Below are 15,097 nucleotides of genomic sequence, written 5' to 3'. Positions count from 1 at the left end.
AAACGTAGGAGGAGCATAATGGGCTATAAAAAAGCAATCGATCTATTGCCGCATCACCTATTGGTTGCGGTTCAACAGTATATAGATGGCGAGTATATCTATATTCCACGGAAAGCTGAGAGCAAGTTGCCGTGGGGTACAAACACTGACACAAGGGATCTTGTTAAGGCAAGGAACAGGGAAATATTGGGCAAACGCCTGGCAGGGTGTTCTGTTGGAGAGTTGGCCCAGCACTATTTCTTGTCAGAAAAAGCTATCTACAAAATCATCAATGCCAGTAAAAAAGAGTGAAACCAAAACGTCCTAACCTCAATTGGTGCGTTTTTTCTTTTCTGAAACAAAAAGTGGGATGCATCTGGAAGCTGCACAACGTAGTATCTCCTTACACATCTTAGACGAAAGGAACATGACTATGAACACCTCTTTTACTGATACGTTTGACAGGGATTTTCTTCTTGAAACCATGATGGGACCCAATGCCATGCGCATTACAGAAGAAATGGCGAGTTTCCTCCCTATTTCTCCAGGCATGCGCATTCTCGACCTTGGTTGCGGAATGGGAATTTCTTCCATCTTGCTTGCCCAAAAATACGATGTGACCGTGTTTGCTGCCGATTTATGGGTTTCCCCCAGCGACAACGCAAAACGCTTTGCAAGCTTAGGCCTTGATTCGAAAGTGATCCCTTTTTTGGTTGATGCAACCAAGGATATTCCGTTTGCACACGAATATTTTGACATGATCATAAGTGTGGATTCCTATCAGTACTTTGGCAATAATGAGCACATGTTGCCGAAACTACTGCCCTTTGTGAAAAAAGGGGGCTTTATGGCTGTAGCCATCCCTGGGTTTGTACAAGAGTATCCCGAGGGACAATTGCCAAAGGAAGTGCAACCCTACTGGACACCAGAATGGTATTTTTATTCCTGTCCTTGGTGGCGAACGCTATGGGAAAAAGAAGCCAGTATTGTTCTTACAGACCTACGTGAAATGGATTCGTGCAAACAGGCCTGGGATGATTGGCTGCAATCACCCAACCCCTATGCTCAACGTGATAGTGCGATGATGGAAGCAGGAGCCGGTCAATATTTCAACATCATCCAACTGATAGGAAGAAAAATATGACAGAAACCACAACCTACAAGTGGTTACACCAGTGGAGCCAACGGCCATGGCCCAAAGAGCTTCCATGGTCGTAGACCCCAATCATCGACAACAGAGGCATGGTTGCAAGCATTCTTTCATCAGCAAGGCTACTCTCTTCACGTTTTCAATGAAGAGAGTCAAAGCTCGACAGGAGATGGTGATGAAAGATGCCCTGGCTACATGCTCATGCCAAAGATTGCCCCTGAAACATAGGGTATCAACCATATGAGCCATACTGCAATGCTGAATTTGTGGAAACTGTTTCGTTTCGCCTGGTCGTTCTTCAGCAAAACAATCGTTGCCCATAGTGCATGGAAAAGCATGAGGGCAATCGCAAGGACCCCTGTAATCCCATGGAAATTCAAGGTGAAGCCGCTGCCTGCCATTGTGCTCATCAGCGTCGTTCCCAGGGTATCAAACAGAAGGCCGACCCAAAATGTAACGAGGTGCCATCGCTTCAACACCCCTTGTAATTTTTCGCCCCAGACTCCGATTGAATAGAAAACAAGCGCCAGTGTAATACTTACAATTGCATATACGAGCATAGTAGGGATCCTCCAGGATTTCCCTCACAAAGATAATTCTATTTTATGCCATGAGCAACCTACCTGCATAAAAAAGATAAAAGTTGGGCCTTCTTCGGCATGCAACCAGATTTCCGGTCTGCACTATATCACTCCATTCCAACCGCAAGCCACCTGTTACACGCCTTCCCGAATTGTTTTCCCCACCCTCCCTTCATTTCCTGCCCTATAGCCAAGACAGCAAAACACCCGGCCTATTGCTAAGCCGGGTGTTCTGTATGAGTGAGTTGTGAACCTATCAGGCCTTGTAGAGAGGCAGTTCCTGATAGGTGGTGTGCAAGAGGTGGTGTGCCTTCTCGCTCATCGGCTTCTCAAGGAAATCCTCATACAGCTTGATGATGGATGGGTTCTGGTGTGAGCAACGGTAGACACTCTTCTTGTCATCGGCATAGAGGCCTGCACTTCTTTCCTTGCGCAGGATATCGTTTGCACCATAGGGCTGACCACCACCGGCGATACAACCACCACGACAAGCCATGATCTCGATGAACTCATAGGGAGCCTTTGTCCCGTTGGCCTTTGCTTCACGGATTTCGTCCAGGACTTCCTTCGCGTGGGAGAGTCCATGGACTACGGCAACGCGGATAGGAGTGCCGTCAAAATCGACGGTTCCCTTCTTGATCTCATCCAGGCCACGCACAGCTTCGACTTCAACCCTCTCCATCTCCTTGCCGGTCACCACATGATATGCGGTACGTACAGCCGCTTCCATGACGCCACCGGTGGCACCGAAGATTGTTCCGGCCCCTGAGTATTCGCCGATCGGGCTATCAGCTTCCATCTCCTCAAGCTTGAGGAAATCGATTGCCGAGTCCTTGATCATGCGGGCAAGCTCACGGGTTGTCAGCACAAGGTCGACATCCTGGTAGCCTGATGCACTCATGTTGTCATCACGTTTTGACTCAAATTTCTTTGCAGTACAGGGCATGATGGCCACAGAGTAGATCTTGGAAGGATCGAGACCGGCCTTCTCTGCATAGAATGTCTTGGTAATGGCCCCATGCATCTGCATCGGGCTCTTACAGCTGGAGACATGGTCAAGCAGGTCAGGATAGTACTTCTGGACATAGTCGATCCATGAAGGACAGCAGGAGGTCAGCAGGGGCATGACGCCACCCTTGGTCAACCGGCCTACAAGCTCATGGCCCTCTTCTATGATGGTGAGGTCGGCACTGAAGTTCGTGTCATGCACTGCATAGGCACCAAGTTTCTTCAGGGCAAAGTAGATCTTCTTCGTGGTGACAGTGCCGGCAGGAAGCCCGAAGGACTCGCTCAATCCTACACGGATGGAGGGAGCGATCTGGACAACTACCTTCTTGTCAGGGTCATTGACCGCCTTGCGGAAGGAGCCGATCTCATCCTTTTCGTAGATGGCACCGACTGGGCAGTGTGCTGCACATTGGCCACACTTTACACAGGGGCTGTCATCGAGCTTGAGCATCGCAGCAGGAGCCATGTAGGTTCCATCACCACGGCCGATGAACTCGAGGGCGAAGGTGCCCTGGAGGTCCTGGCAGACCTGTACGCAACGGCCACACTTGATGCACTTCTCAGGGTCCAGGACGATGGAGGCAGAGGAAGTATCCTTTGGCCTATCGCTCAGGCGAACCTCAAAAGGCTGCTCGCGGATACCGAACTCAGCGGCCAGGTCCTGCAGCTCACACTCTGTATTGCGGATACAGGTGAGGCAGGAGGAGGGGTGGGTGCTGAGGATCAGCTCCAGGATGGTCTTCCTTACTTCATACAGCTCGGCATCATGGGTGATGACACTCAAGCCCTCGTTGACAGGGGCGGCACAGGCACGAATGATCTTCGCACTGCCCTCCTGCTTGACAATACACAGTCCACAGGAGCCAAACGGGGTCAGGTCATCGTGGTAACAGAGCGTCGGGATTCTGACCCCTGCCTGCTTGGCAGCGTTTAGCACGCTTGTACCCGGTTCAACTTCTACAGGGATACCATTTATCTTTACATGTACCATACTCAATTTATTCCTCCTCTGTCGGATCCTAATGGACTACGACGGCTCCAAATTTACAGGTCTCCAAACATACACCGCACTTGATACAGGTGCTCTGGTCTATGATGTGGATCTGTTTCTTCTCGCCGGTAATGGCGCCGACAGGACACTTTCGGGCACAGGCAGTACAGCCGATGCACTTATCTGCAAGGATCGAATACCTGACCAACTTCTTACAGGTTCCACTTGGGCAAGCCTTGTCCTCGATATGGGCACGATACTCCTCAGGGAAATACTTCATGCTTGAGAGAACCGGGTTGGGAGCTGTCTGGCCCAGAGCACAGAGAGAGCCGGTCTTCATCGCATGGCCAATCGTCTGGAGAGTCTCGAGGTCCTCAGGGACACCATTTCCTGCAGTAATCTTCTCAAGGATATTGCACAGGGAACGGCCACCAATTCTGCAAGGTGCACACTTTCCACAAGATTCATCAACGGTAAAGTTGAGGTAGAACTTGGCGACGTCCACAATGCAGTCATCCTCATCCATGACGATCATACCACCGCTACCCATCATGGAACCGATGCGGACCAAGGATCCGAAATCGATCGGAGTATCGAGGTCTTTCTCGGTGATGACGCCACCGGAAGGTCCACCGGTCTGCACTGCCTTGAACTTGCGTCCGTTGGCTATGCCACCGCCGATGTCAAAGACGATCTCGCGAAGGGTGGTTCCCATGGGCACTTCAACCAAGCCTGAGTTCCGGATCTTCCCGGTAAGGGCAAAGACCTTGGTTCCCTTGCTGTCTGCAGTACCGATCTTGCTGAACCAGTTGCCACCCTTGGTGATGATGATGGGGATGTTCGCCCAGGTCTCAACGTTGTTGATGACCGTCGGCCTACCCCACAAGCCCTTGACGGCTGGGAATGGCGGACGGGGCTGTGGCATACCACGGCGCCCTTCGATGGACTGCAGCAGAGCGGTCTCTTCACCGCAGACGAAGGCACCTGCACCGAGACGGATCTCAATGTCAAAGTCAAATCCACTTCCGAGGATGTTGGTTCCCAAAAGTCCATATTCTCTGGCCTGGGCCATGGCGATTTCAAGACGGTGGATGGCCAGAGGATACTCTGCACGGATGTAGATGAAGCCCCTGTGTGCACCGATTGCCTTACCACAGATGGTCATGGCCTCAAGGACGGAGTGCGGGTCCCCTTCCAGGGTGGAGCGGTCCATATATGCACCGGGGTCTCCCTCGTCAGCATTACAGACAACATACTTTACATCATTCTCAGCCTGCTTGGTGAAGTTCCACTTCATCCAGGTCGGGAAACCAGCACCACCGCGTCCACGCAGTCCTGCAGTCTTCAGTTCCTGGATGATGTCGTCACCGGTCATCTCAAAAAGGGCTTTCTCGAGAGCCTCATACCCTTCGCGGGCGATATACTCGTCGATATTCTCGGGGTCGATGAATCCACAGTTGCGCAGTACGATACGGAACTGCTTCTGGTAGAACTGGATGTCCTCAACCTTGGCATGCTTGCGGCTCTCTTCCTTGTTGTAGAGAAGGCGCGTAACTTCACGGCCCTTGATGATGTGCTCGGCAATGAGCTCATGGGCATCATTGGGAGAGACCTTTACATAAAAGGAGTCCTCTGGAAGGATCTTTACGATCGGGCCCTGTTCACAAAAGCCGAAACAACCGGTCTTGATGACCTGTACTTCGTCTGCAACGCCCTGAGCTTCGCACTCCTTCACAAGGTTCTGATAAATCTGGTCTGCACGGCTCGATTCGCAAGCAGTACCTCCACAGACCAAGATGTAGTTTCTGAAAGCCATTATCTACCCCCGTCCTTCTTGATGATATCAGCAGCAGGACGATCAAACAGATGATCGGTCACCAGTTGCTTTGCAATGATGTGCTGCTCAACAATCCGTCTTGCCGTAGCAGCATCCACTTTTCCATAAATGGTATCGGGCATGCCAGGAACCAGGACCTCAACGGTTGGCTCCACATAGCAAAGGCCCATGCACCCTGTCTGGGTGACCGATACATTGTCAACCTTGTTCTCGTCCAGGACAGCGAGGAAGGTATCCAGGGCGGTCTTGGCCCCAGCTGCGATCCCACAGGTACCCATGCCGATCACGATTCGGGAATCCTTTCCTTCGATGTCGCGCTTCTGCAGCGCGCTCTGTTTCTCGTCCCTAAGCTTTCTCAATTCTTCAAGTGTCATTTTAGCCATGGTCTAGCCTCCTAAATTAGTACGTGAAACAGGCTTTATGCCAAGAAAGGCGAGTGCTCAACATAATACTGCCGTAGGTCCTCTTCCTGCGATACCAGGAACTCCTTAAGCAGGTTCAACGTGCCGCTGGAGGTCAGGGGACCCAAGATTTCTCCCAACTCGCTCTTGGAGAGTTGGTACTCTCCATCTCCTTTAACCGTTGCAAGCGTCCGCCTGACAACAAGTTCCTGGGCGAGGGGGTGGCTCATCAGAGTCAGCAGTGTAGAAGGAAGGTCTCCAAAGGGAGGTGTATCCACATGGTTCAGGGGAAAACTAAAGGAAACTTTGGTTCCCATCCCCAAGGTGGACTGCAAGGAGAAGCTCCCTTCACAAGCTCTACAAGCCTGTACAAGAAATGGCAACCCCAAACCGACCTTACGTTTTGTATGTTTGACCCCATCAGTGGTGAAAGGGTCCAGTACTCTGGCTTTCAGATCCTCATCCATTCCCTTTCCGTTGTCCTCTACTGTACAAGAGAGTAGATGGTCACTCTCCTCGAGGGTAAGGTGCACTTCGCTACTCTTGGCCTCGAAGGAGTTTTGGACGATGTCCAACAGAAAGTCACAGATAAAGATGTGCATACGCCCTGTTTCGCGCTCCTTATTTGTACTTTGCGATTATTCCAGCAATCTGGTCTTTGGTGACCTTGCCGAAAACTTCCCCACCGACGGTGAGGACCGGGGCCAGGCCACAACAGCCTACGCACCGTACAGCCTCAAGGGAGAAGAGACCGTCGTCGGTCACTCCACCTATCTCGAGCTTGAGCAGCTTGCCCAACTCGTCGATGAGAGGCTGTGCACCCTTCAGGTAACAGGCTGTGCCCAGGCAGACCTGAATGTTATGTTCGCCAGGCTTGGTCAGCTTAAAGAAGTGGTAGAATGATACAACACCCCATATGGTCGCCAAGGGAACATCCAGCATCGCAGCAACCGTATCGGCTGCCTCGCGGGAGATGTAGCTTTGTTCCTCTTGCACTTTATGGAGAACCATAATGAGATTGCCCGGTTTGTCCTTCCACTCCTCGATGAAAGAGATCAGCTCAGGCGAGAACTTGTTTTCGTTAGTTTCCGACATGTAACCTCCAGTACCCAAATTTTCAGTTTGCCTATTCTAGCATTATTTTCCAAATCGTGTCACCATATTCTTACATCTAACGCTAATAACCATACTACTTTACTGGTTTTTGTAATTAAATATTGACCATTTATATGGTTTAATATACAATTAGGCACATTAACAGGAGATAATCTATGAACAACGACCAATTGATAAGAATCACAAGATACTACAGATCCCTCAATCGTCTTAAGACCATCGGACTGGAAAAAGTCTTTGCACATAACCTAGCCGATGCAGCAGGAGTTTCTGCCGCAATCGTACGGAAAGATTTCTCACAATTGGCAATATACGGGCAGAAAAGAGGTGGCTATGAGATCCTCGACCTGCTCAAGTCCCTTGGGGAGATTCTTGGCAAGGGATCTCCACAGAACTGCGTCATCATAGGCTGCGGGAGGATCGGGAAGGCCCTGATGCACTACAACGGCTTCGAACCCGATGGCATCCGCATCGTGGCAGGTTTCGATAGCGACCCGTTGGTGTATAGCGATGCATCCCATCCGGTTCCCATCTACCCGATCAACAGGATCGACGAAGTGGTTGAGGCCCTTGAGGTGACGGCAGGGATCATCACCGTCCCCGAGCAGGCAGCTTCAGACAGCTATGAACGGCTGGTAAAGGCCGGGATCATGGGAATCCTGAACTTTAGCCCCATAACCCTCAAGCCACAGCTGCAGAAGGACGGGACCATGCCGGTTGTGCACAACATCAACATAGCCCTGGAACTGGAGCAGATCTTCTACGAGCTCAAGTTCCCCAAGGAAGGGGGCAAGTCACCTGCGCAGAAGCGTAAGGAGAACAGGAAGATGGTCGCTGACGCCACTGAGAGTCTGTAGGTTCCACCCGTTGGGCGTCCCGTCCGTCTTCAGACAGACTGGCGGGGCGAGTATCTGGCAAGACCCATACTCCCAACCCAACCCATCAAATAAGAACTCATTGCCCAGAAACTGGTCATAGTGGTGCCAGGCCCCTCCATAGAAATAGCTACCGGGCTTGGCAAAGCTATTGCTCCTGTCAAGATAGGGCGAATACCAGACATCCGAATAGACATGGGCCCTCTCACCGGTAATACCCAGTGAACCGCTTCCCATATAGGTGCGTGCCTTCTGGCTCTCGATGCCTATGAGTGCAGGCTGTACGGTGGATGCACTTCGGTAGGCATCCGGGTCGGTATTGAAATCACCACAGAGAATGATGAGCTTGCCCTCGTGGCGCTTGGCAGCCTGCCCAAGGACACGGCTAAGTTCCAGACGCATGGCCTCGGTCTCCTCATACTCACCTATCTGGCTTTTGGCATGCAAGCCAAAGATGACGACCTCACCACGTGGGGTATCGAACACAGCTTCCAAAACAGGTCTGGATCCTTCTACTGCATGGACAGCAACGTGCTTTGGTTTTCTCCTGCTTACCATCCCCACCCCGATGGAAGAGCCTTCCTCTTTGGCAAAGGCATACCAGAGGTAGCCCTTGCGGCCAAGGTGGTTGTCCAGAAGGTCGGAGAGGACCCTCTCGTTTTCGATCTCCTGGAATATGCAGACATCACAGAGGCCGATGCTGCGGTTGGTGACCACCTCGTTGAGGGTTCTCAGCCTCATCCGATAGGATGCGGTATTCCAGCTTTCCGAAGGACGGTATTCAGGATACTCATCCCCGTCGAGCTTGTCGTCCATGAGGTTCTGTACATTGTAGGTGAGGATCCTGAACTCCATTTCCGAGGAGGGCTGGGCATCAAGGGAGCAGCCGCACACCAGGAACAGGAAGCACAGCAGGGATACAAGGGCTCTTTTCATCGTACAAAGCTAAGGGGGCGATCAGCCCCCTTTGCTTCAGACTTTGGCGTTCTTTCCCAGGGAGTAGCAGAAATAGAGCCCGGCGAGGGCATCCTGCATGTCAAAAAGCTTGATGTCCATCTCACGGGACTTGAGAATCCCAATCTTGAGGTTCTCAAAGTTGGGGTCGAAGGAAACATTGCAGTCATCGAGGATCCCCAGGCAGAAGGTGCGTAGCTCATCCCACCTATGGTTGGTGAACATCGAGTGCACCTCATCATAGTGTAGGTCTATCTGGTTGAGGTCCCTGGCTTCGGTAAGGAAGCCGGAGAGGAAATCCTTCACACTGCCGGTGTTCATCTGCTCGAAGAGGGTCGAAAGCCTTGGGGAGCCAAACTTGAGAAAGGATGCTATGACAGCATAGCGGGTCTGTCGGAAGGTCGAGCTCCTGCCCTGCTCCACCGAGAGGAAGAACTCCTGGTAGAAGGTCCCCTCCTTGTCCATGTGCCGTTTTGCAATGAGGAAGTCGATGACCTCGTCGATGTGCTTGGCATTGTGCGAAAGCTCATTGACCAGGGGCAGGTATTCGGTCGATTCGGTGATGCGTGCAAGGGTCTTGCTGGCCATGGACCTCACCGAGGACCATCGGCCATACTTGAGCAGCTGGAGCATTACTTCCTTGACCTTCGGGTCCTTCTTGTAGGAACCAAGGGCGGCTATGGCATCAAGCTGGACGTAGGAGTCATCGTCGCGTGCGATGGTGATGAGGTCATCGAGCAGGGACTTCCGTGGCCGGTCGGCAAGGGCACGAACAGCCTCGATCTTGTCCGAGGAGAAGGGGGAAGCAAGGATGGACCGGATCTCACTGGTTGCCATGTTGTTGTAGTTGCTTCCCAGGGAGTGCATGAGAAACCTGCGCTTTGCAGGGTCGGTCTCCTTCTCAAGCTTCTCGATCATGGAGACGGCCTTCAGCCCGTGCATGGAAAAGACAACCGCAGCAGCAGCCTGTGAGGAGTAGGCACCCACTTCCTGCAGCTTTGCAGCAACCAGGGCTTCGACGGCTGTCAGGACCATCGCAAAGAGGAATACCAGCGTATAGCCATTGCCTGCCGACCTGCTGTCAAAGGTGAAGATCGAGCGGGCAAGGTCGCCGCTGTCTGCCAACAGGCCGCTGACAATACCTACGCCAAAGGCCACGATGGCTATGACGAAGTTGGCCATGGAGTTAAAGCCCACTGCATCGTCGTCGGGCATGACCTGGGCAAGCAGGCGAAATACCAAGAGGCTGATGAGTGCGACAAAGAAGTTGGTAAAAAACCCGAGGAAGAAAAATACTACCGGAGAGGTCTGGGGAGTTATCAGAGCCCAGAGCAGGAAGAAGAAGAGGGAGAACAGGGTGGACAAGAAGACCAGGGGCCGGGATCCCAAGCGGTCGGAGAACTGCTTGCTGATGTAGCTTGCCGCAACCACAGCAAGGCCCAGCACGACAGAATAGAGTACGACCATGCTGTTGGAGAGGGCAAGCTCAATCCTGAGGAAAGGGACGGTAAGGCCAAAGATGACCGACACTGAGGTAGAGAGCCACCTGAGGAAGAGCCTTCTGCGCAGGGATGACTGGCCCATTGCCTCCCTGAAGATGGTGAAGACTGTCCTGCCCTTGTTGTGGACGATGGTGCTGCGTGAGGGAATGAGGGACATCTGGTGGGCGGCAAAGAAATTCATGAAGGCACCAATGATCTGCAGGCCTATCAAGCCAACGAGGCCAGAGAACTGCTGGATGCCCAATACCAGAGCGGTGATGCAGCGAACAACCATGGAGGAGCTCTGGTAGGCTACGTTGACGTTTCCCACCACCTTGCCCCGGTTGGAGACGCTGCTGATGCTCTTCATCGTAAAGTCGTTGAGGGCGATGCCTACCATGCGGAATATGTTGAATATGGTGTAGATGCCGAGCAAGAGGAGGACCGCAGCATCGCCAGTGAGGAAGAACAGGCCGACATAGCCAAAGCAGACCACCCCTCGAAGCAGCCAGACGCTTGACTGCACCTTGATCTGGTTCTTTCCCTTGAAGATCAGGGGGATGAACGGCAACACAGCCCCTGCGATATAGGAGGCAGAGGCTATGTATCCCAAGGCAAGGTTACCTGCACCAAAGTAGATGGCCAACAGATAGACGATGGTGTCCCCAAGCAGGCTGTATGCAACGCCGTTGAAGAACTCCTGCAAATACATGTGCTTTCGCCCGAGTTGTTTTTCTGCCTCACTGAGGTATTTTGTCTTGCCCATAGGTTTCTAGAGTTCACCCCTTGTGGTTATGATCCTGCTGACAAGGCCATAGGAGAGGGCTTCCGAGCTGGAGAGCCAATGGTCCCTTTCGGTGTCCTTGTTGACCTGCTCTGCACTCTTGCCTGTCTCGGAGGCGATGAGGGCATCAAGCTTGGTCCGAAGCTTCTCCAGGTGCAGGGCGTGTATCTCGATGTCCGTAGCCACGCCCTTCATCCCGCTCATGGGCTGGTGGATGAGGTAGGTGGAGTTGGGAAGAGCAAGCCGTCTCTCTGCAGGCACTGCAAGCAAGACCAGGGCAGCGGCACTGGCCACAAGGCCCATGCCTATCATGGTGACAGGACAGGTAACGAACCTGGCCATGTCGAAGATGGCGTAGCCTGCATCGACATCACCACCGGGGCTGTTGATGAAGATCCTGACAGGGTCGTTGCTCTCCCCTTCCAGGACCAACAGCTGCTTGATGACAAGTTCGGCACTCTCCTTGTTGATCTCGCCGCTGAGCATGATGGAACGGGTCTTCAAAAGTTTTTCGTTTATCTGGGGATCCTGCACTGCAGGCTTCTTCTCTTCTTCTGTATCTGGCATGAAAAGCCTCTCTTCATAAAGGTTTGCCGCTTACGCGTTTTGTCCAAGTATACGGGATATGCAACGCATTGAAAAGGGATAACAAGCCATTATGAGGAGGCGTTCAGTGATTCTTTGCACTTCTGTATCCATTGGCCTAGCTATTCGCTATACTCACCAATGGAGGATCTGTTCATGAAATGTGCCACAGTTGCAATTATAGGAAGGCCGTCTGCCGGCAAAAGCACCCTGCTCAATACCATCACTGAGATGAAGGTATCCATTACCGCATCCACGCCCCAGACTACCCGAAATGCCATCCGTGGCATCTATACCGACCCTCGAGGACAACTTATCTTTACCGATACCCCGGGCTACCACCTCAGCGAGAAGGTGATGAACAAACGACTGCAGGATACTGCGGTCAGAACCCTGGAAGATAGCGATATCATTCTCTACATCATCGACGCCAAAAGAACCCCTGGCGATGAGGAGAAGGCCATCACAGCCCTGCTGGCAAAGGTGAAGACCCCTGTGGTCGCCTGCATCAACAAGAGCGACATCCTCACCATAGGTGAGCATGACGCTGCCAAGGCCTTTCTTGCAGAACAGCTTCCAGCCGCAGTGGTTATAACTGCCAGCGCCAAGCTTGACGAAGGGGTCGACGAGATACTCATCGAGCTGTACAAGCTGGCCCCTGAAGGGGAGCTGCTCTACCCTGAGGACGCCTATACCGACCAGCCTGTGGAGTTCCGCGTCAGCGAGATCATCCGCGAGAAGGCGATCAACCTGGTCACCGAAGAGATCCCCCATGCCATCTATGTCACCGTCGAGGACATCGAGCACAAGGAAGAGACCAATACCATCTGGATCCGTGCAGCGATCATTGTCGAACGGGAGACCCAGAAGGGTATCGTCGTAGGCAAGGGCGGAGCCAACATCAAGAAGATCCGCCAAGGATGCACCCCTGAGATCAGGGCCATATTCCCGGGCAAGAAGCTTGAGCTTGACCTCAGGGTGAAGGCCCAGGACAAGTGGAGAAACAACGCCTCTGTCCTTGATAGGATCCTTCGCTAGCCTACCCCTGGCCGCAGACATTCCTTGCCTCTATGCAGATGAGCACCCATCCAACGATAGGTGCTCATCTGTTTGTACAGCAAGTCCAACAAATGTGTATCTACAGGGTGGAGAAGCGCAGGACATTCCAGGATGCTTTCTTCACTACCACCTCAACGGCTTTCCCCTTTTCCATGGGAAGGCCCTGGTGGAAGGGCTTGATGCGCATGGGGTCGGTTCCTGTGTTGGTCTCCTTCAGGCCATGGCCATCCAGCCTGATATGCTCGATCCCGGAAGAGACATGGAGTGACCGCAGGTCGCATCTGAGCTGCAGGTCGTCTGTGAGGCTACGGTTGAGTATGAAGAGCGTACAGGTTTTTTCCTCTTCGTTCAGGACTGCCACAGAGTCGATGAAGGGAATCCCTTCGCCTATAGCGCAATCATAGAGAGGGCTTTCAAGCTCCACCTCCAGGGCCCTTCCCCGTCCAAAGGTGGAGGCATGCATATAGGGGTAGAATATGGTCTGGACCCAGGCCTCGCCATCTTCTTCAGTCATGATCGGCGCGATCACATTTACCAGCTGGGCAAGGCAAGCTATCCGTACCCGATCGGAATTCTTGATCAGGGTAATCAAGAGCCCGCCGACAAGCAGGGCATCCTCGAAGTTGTAGTTGTCCTCCAACCGATGGGGGGCATCGACCCAGTGTTCGATACTCTTGTCCTGGTCAAGGGTATGGTACCAGACATTCCACTCGTCAAAGGAGAGGTTGATGGTCTTCTTCGACCCCTTCCTCGCTTTTGCGGCATCGCACAGGGAGACGACGCTCTTGATGAACGAATCCATCCCAAGGTTCTTGGCTAGGTAGGAGGGAGTGTCACCTTCACTGTTCCCATAGTATTCATGCAGGGATAGGTAGTCGATATGCTCATATGCCAGGTCGAGGACGGTTGCTTCCCATGTGCCAAAGGTGGGCATCTTGGAATAGGAGCTGCCACATGCCACCAGCTCGATGGTGGGATCTGTCCACTTCATGAGTTTTGCGGCCTCTGTTGCAACCCTTCCATATTCATAGGCGGTCTTGCTGCAAATCTGCCAAGGGCCGTCCATCTCGTTGCCAAGACACCATGTCTTGATGTCATAGGGGCTTTCCTTGCCGTGTTTCTTCCTCAGGTCGCTCCAGTAGGTCCCACCCCTATGGTTGCTGTACTCCACCAGGTTCCTGGCCTCATCGGGCCCTCGTGTCCCAAGGTTTACCGCCATCATCAGCTCTGAATCCACGTTTCCCAGCCACCTTGAGAACTCCTGCATCCCGATGGTGTTTGGTTCCCTGGTAAACCAGGCCAGGTCTAGCCTGGTTGGACGAAGCTGCTGGGGGCCTACCCCATCCTCCCAGTTATACCCGGATACAAAATTGCCTCCCGGGTACCTGATGATGGGTACCCTCAGTTTCCGTACCAAATCAATCACATCGAGCCTGAAGCCATCCTTATCGCTTCGGCTATGCCCTGGTTGGTAGATGCCACCGTAGACGGCCCGTCCAAGGTGTTCTATGAATGAGCCATACAGGCGGTCGTCGATGAGGGCGATCGATGCCGAGCGGTCTACTGTCAGTGTTGCAGATTTCATACTATATGGCTCCTTCACAACGATATGGGTCGGGTAGGCTCTAGCGGATAAAATTTGTCCTCAGCTCGTTGCTGACCTGGGGATGGGCAACGCCGTTGGCCTCGCCTGCCTCAATGCACTGCAAGAGCCACGCAAGGTTGGAGCCGAGGTTCCGCATTACCTGCAGCCCCTCAAGATCCTGACGCACCTCGTCAGGGGTGTTGCCATGGACACTGTTCCAGTAGGTGGAGGAGACGACGGGCATCTGGCTGATGGTAAAGTACTTGTTCAGCTGGTCGAAGGTTGCACTTGCCCCACCCCTGCGGCAGGATACCACGGCGGCACCTAGCTTTTTGGCCATATGTTTGGAAATGACCCTGAACAGCCTGTCGGTGAAGGCAACCAAAGAGCCAGCCGCTGCTGCATAATAGACAGGGGAACCCAGGACCAGGGCATCACAGGCCTTGGCCTTGAGGGCGGCTTCGTTGACCCGGTCCTTGGTAAAGATACAGACGCCGGTGGTGCTGCACGACCCACAAGCTGTGCATCCGTTGATGGCACCCTTGCCTATCCAAAGGATCTCGCTTTCGATACCCAGCTCCTGTAGCTTGGTTGCCACCTCACTGAGGGCTGTGTAGGTGCAGCCTCTCTCGTTGGGACTGCCGTTGATCATAAGAACGTTCATCGTTACCTCCAAAAATAGAAAGGGGAGCATGTGCTCCCCTCCAATAT

15 protein-coding genes are annotated in these 15,097 nt (G+C 52.9%); 4 read left to right on the top strand and 11 right to left on the bottom strand.

The genetic code is table 11. The features are described 5' to 3' along the window. The first annotated feature begins 18 nt into the window (after positions 1 to 18). Positions 19 to 291 (top strand): CD3324 family protein, encoded by a 273-nt coding sequence (locus ROJ03_RS01485; RefSeq protein WP_313725213.1) that lies wholly within the window; start codon positions 19 to 21, stop codon positions 289 to 291. Between the two features lie 121 nt (positions 292 to 412). Next, on the top strand, positions 413 to 1,123 hold the full coding sequence (locus tag ROJ03_RS01480) for a methyltransferase domain-containing protein (protein ID WP_313725212.1): 711 nt from the start codon (positions 413 to 415) through the stop codon (positions 1,121 to 1,123). Positions 1,124 to 1,320: 197 nt separating this feature from the next. Here ROJ03_RS01480 and ROJ03_RS01475 read toward each other — a convergent pair whose 3' ends face one another. The 6 genes from ROJ03_RS01475 to ROJ03_RS01450 form a co-directional block, all read right to left on the bottom strand. Next, entirely contained in the window at positions 1,321 to 1,689 is a 369-nt protein-coding gene (locus ROJ03_RS01475; protein WP_313725211.1) for an HsmA family protein, read from the bottom strand. 277 nt (positions 1,690 to 1,966) lie between these two features. Next, positions 1,967 to 3,709: an NADH-dependent [FeFe] hydrogenase, group A6 gene (locus tag ROJ03_RS01470; protein WP_313725210.1), complete on the bottom strand. Its 1,743-nt coding sequence runs from the start codon at positions 3,707 to 3,709 to the stop codon at positions 1,967 to 1,969. A gap of 28 nt (positions 3,710 to 3,737) precedes the next feature. Then, positions 3,738 to 5,525: an NADH-quinone oxidoreductase subunit NuoF gene (locus ROJ03_RS01465; RefSeq protein WP_313725209.1), complete on the bottom strand. Its 1,788-nt coding sequence runs from the start codon at positions 5,523 to 5,525 to the stop codon at positions 3,738 to 3,740. Continuing rightward, entirely contained in the window at positions 5,525 to 5,929 is a 405-nt protein-coding gene (locus ROJ03_RS01460) for a (2Fe-2S) ferredoxin domain-containing protein (RefSeq protein ID WP_313725208.1), read from the bottom strand. Before ROJ03_RS01460 ends, ROJ03_RS01465 begins: the two co-directional genes overlap by 1 nt. Positions 5,930 to 5,964: 35 nt before the next feature. Next, on the bottom strand, positions 5,965 to 6,549 hold the full coding sequence (locus ROJ03_RS01455) for an ATP-binding protein (protein ID WP_313725207.1): 585 nt from the start codon (positions 6,547 to 6,549) through the stop codon (positions 5,965 to 5,967). A 19-nt stretch (positions 6,550 to 6,568) separates the two neighbouring features. Further along, positions 6,569 to 7,042: an NAD(P)H-dependent oxidoreductase subunit E gene (locus tag ROJ03_RS01450; protein ID WP_313725206.1), complete on the bottom strand. Its 474-nt coding sequence runs from the start codon at positions 7,040 to 7,042 to the stop codon at positions 6,569 to 6,571. Between the two features lie 176 nt (positions 7,043 to 7,218). Between ROJ03_RS01450 and ROJ03_RS01445 the strand changes: the two genes are divergently transcribed. Then, positions 7,219 to 7,920 carry a redox-sensing transcriptional repressor Rex gene (locus ROJ03_RS01445; protein WP_313725205.1) on the top strand — a complete coding sequence of 234 codons (702 nt, stop codon included), beginning with the start codon at positions 7,219 to 7,221 and terminating at the stop codon, positions 7,918 to 7,920. Here ROJ03_RS01445 and ROJ03_RS01440 read toward each other — a convergent pair. From ROJ03_RS01440 to ROJ03_RS01430, 3 genes are read right to left on the bottom strand one after another with little or no spacing between them, the layout of a single operon-like run. Continuing rightward, positions 7,858 to 8,874, bottom strand: coding sequence for an endonuclease/exonuclease/phosphatase family protein (locus ROJ03_RS01440; RefSeq protein WP_313725204.1), 1,017 nt, complete (start codon positions 8,872 to 8,874; stop codon positions 7,858 to 7,860). The two genes, ROJ03_RS01445 and ROJ03_RS01440, sit on opposite strands and share 63 nt — an antisense overlap. Positions 8,875 to 8,910: 36 nt before the next feature. Beyond that, positions 8,911 to 11,139, bottom strand: coding sequence for an MFS transporter (locus ROJ03_RS01435; RefSeq protein ID WP_313725203.1), 2,229 nt, complete (start codon positions 11,137 to 11,139; stop codon positions 8,911 to 8,913). Positions 11,140 to 11,145: 6 nt separating this feature from the next. After that, entirely contained in the window at positions 11,146 to 11,724 is a 579-nt protein-coding gene (locus ROJ03_RS01430; protein WP_313725202.1) for an ATP-dependent Clp protease proteolytic subunit, read from the bottom strand. Between the two features lie 174 nt (positions 11,725 to 11,898). On the opposite strand from ROJ03_RS01430, the gene era reads away from it, so the two are divergent. Beyond that, positions 11,899 to 12,780 carry a GTPase Era gene (gene era, locus ROJ03_RS01425; protein WP_313725201.1) on the top strand — a complete coding sequence of 294 codons (882 nt, stop codon included), beginning with the start codon at positions 11,899 to 11,901 and terminating at the stop codon, positions 12,778 to 12,780. Positions 12,781 to 12,880: 100 nt separating this feature from the next. Here the strand turns inward: era and ROJ03_RS01420 are convergent, their stop codons facing one another. Both ROJ03_RS01420 and ROJ03_RS01415 read right to left on the bottom strand, forming a co-directional pair. After that, positions 12,881 to 14,386 carry an alpha-N-arabinofuranosidase gene (locus tag ROJ03_RS01420; protein ID WP_313725200.1) on the bottom strand — a complete coding sequence of 502 codons (1,506 nt, stop codon included), beginning with the start codon at positions 14,384 to 14,386 and terminating at the stop codon, positions 12,881 to 12,883. A 40-nt stretch (positions 14,387 to 14,426) separates the two neighbouring features. Next, the gene (locus tag ROJ03_RS01415) at positions 14,427 to 15,050 is read right to left on the bottom strand and encodes a flavodoxin family protein (RefSeq protein ID WP_313725199.1); all 624 of its coding nucleotides are present in this window, start codon (positions 15,048 to 15,050) and stop codon (positions 14,427 to 14,429) included. Between the last annotated feature and the right edge of the window lie 47 nt (positions 15,051 to 15,097).

Origin of the sequence: Sphaerochaeta sp. PS, assembly GCF_032144095.1 — a bacterium.
Taxonomy (GTDB): Bacteria; Spirochaetota; Spirochaetia; order Sphaerochaetales; family Sphaerochaetaceae; genus Sphaerochaeta.
Note: the sequence above shows the minus strand (reverse complement) of the source record. Positions and strands in the feature narration are given on the sequence as shown.

Bases quoted from the DNA above. Each gene is read 5' to 3' on its own strand.
- ROJ03_RS01485 (WP_313725213.1), top strand. From the start codon at position 19: ATGGGCTATAAAAAAGCAATCGATCTATTGCCGCATCACCTATTGGTT.
- ROJ03_RS01480 (WP_313725212.1), top strand. From the start codon at position 413: ATGAACACCTCTTTTACTGATACGTTTGACAGGGATTTTCTTCTTGAA.
- ROJ03_RS01475 (WP_313725211.1), bottom strand. From the start codon at position 1,689: ATGCTCGTATATGCAATTGTAAGTATTACACTGGCGCTTGTTTTCTAT.
- ROJ03_RS01470 (WP_313725210.1), bottom strand. From the start codon at position 3,709: ATGGTACATGTAAAGATAAATGGTATCCCTGTAGAAGTTGAACCGGGT.
- ROJ03_RS01465 (WP_313725209.1), bottom strand. From the start codon at position 5,525: ATGGCTTTCAGAAACTACATCTTGGTCTGTGGAGGTACTGCTTGCGAA.
- ROJ03_RS01460 (WP_313725208.1), bottom strand. From the start codon at position 5,929: ATGGCTAAAATGACACTTGAAGAATTGAGAAAGCTTAGGGACGAGAAA.
- ROJ03_RS01455 (WP_313725207.1), bottom strand. From the start codon at position 6,549: ATGCACATCTTTATCTGTGACTTTCTGTTGGACATCGTCCAAAACTCC.
- ROJ03_RS01450 (WP_313725206.1), bottom strand. From the start codon at position 7,042: ATGTCGGAAACTAACGAAAACAAGTTCTCGCCTGAGCTGATCTCTTTC.
- ROJ03_RS01445 (WP_313725205.1), top strand. From the start codon at position 7,219: ATGAACAACGACCAATTGATAAGAATCACAAGATACTACAGATCCCTC.
- ROJ03_RS01440 (WP_313725204.1), bottom strand. From the start codon at position 8,874: ATGAAAAGAGCCCTTGTATCCCTGCTGTGCTTCCTGTTCCTGGTGTGC.
- ROJ03_RS01435 (WP_313725203.1), bottom strand. From the start codon at position 11,139: ATGGGCAAGACAAAATACCTCAGTGAGGCAGAAAAACAACTCGGGCGA.
- ROJ03_RS01430 (WP_313725202.1), bottom strand. From the start codon at position 11,724: ATGCCAGATACAGAAGAAGAGAAGAAGCCTGCAGTGCAGGATCCCCAG.
- era (WP_313725201.1), top strand. From the start codon at position 11,899: ATGAAATGTGCCACAGTTGCAATTATAGGAAGGCCGTCTGCCGGCAAA.
- ROJ03_RS01420 (WP_313725200.1), bottom strand. From the start codon at position 14,386: ATGAAATCTGCAACACTGACAGTAGACCGCTCGGCATCGATCGCCCTC.
- ROJ03_RS01415 (WP_313725199.1), bottom strand. From the start codon at position 15,050: ATGAACGTTCTTATGATCAACGGCAGTCCCAACGAGAGAGGCTGCACC.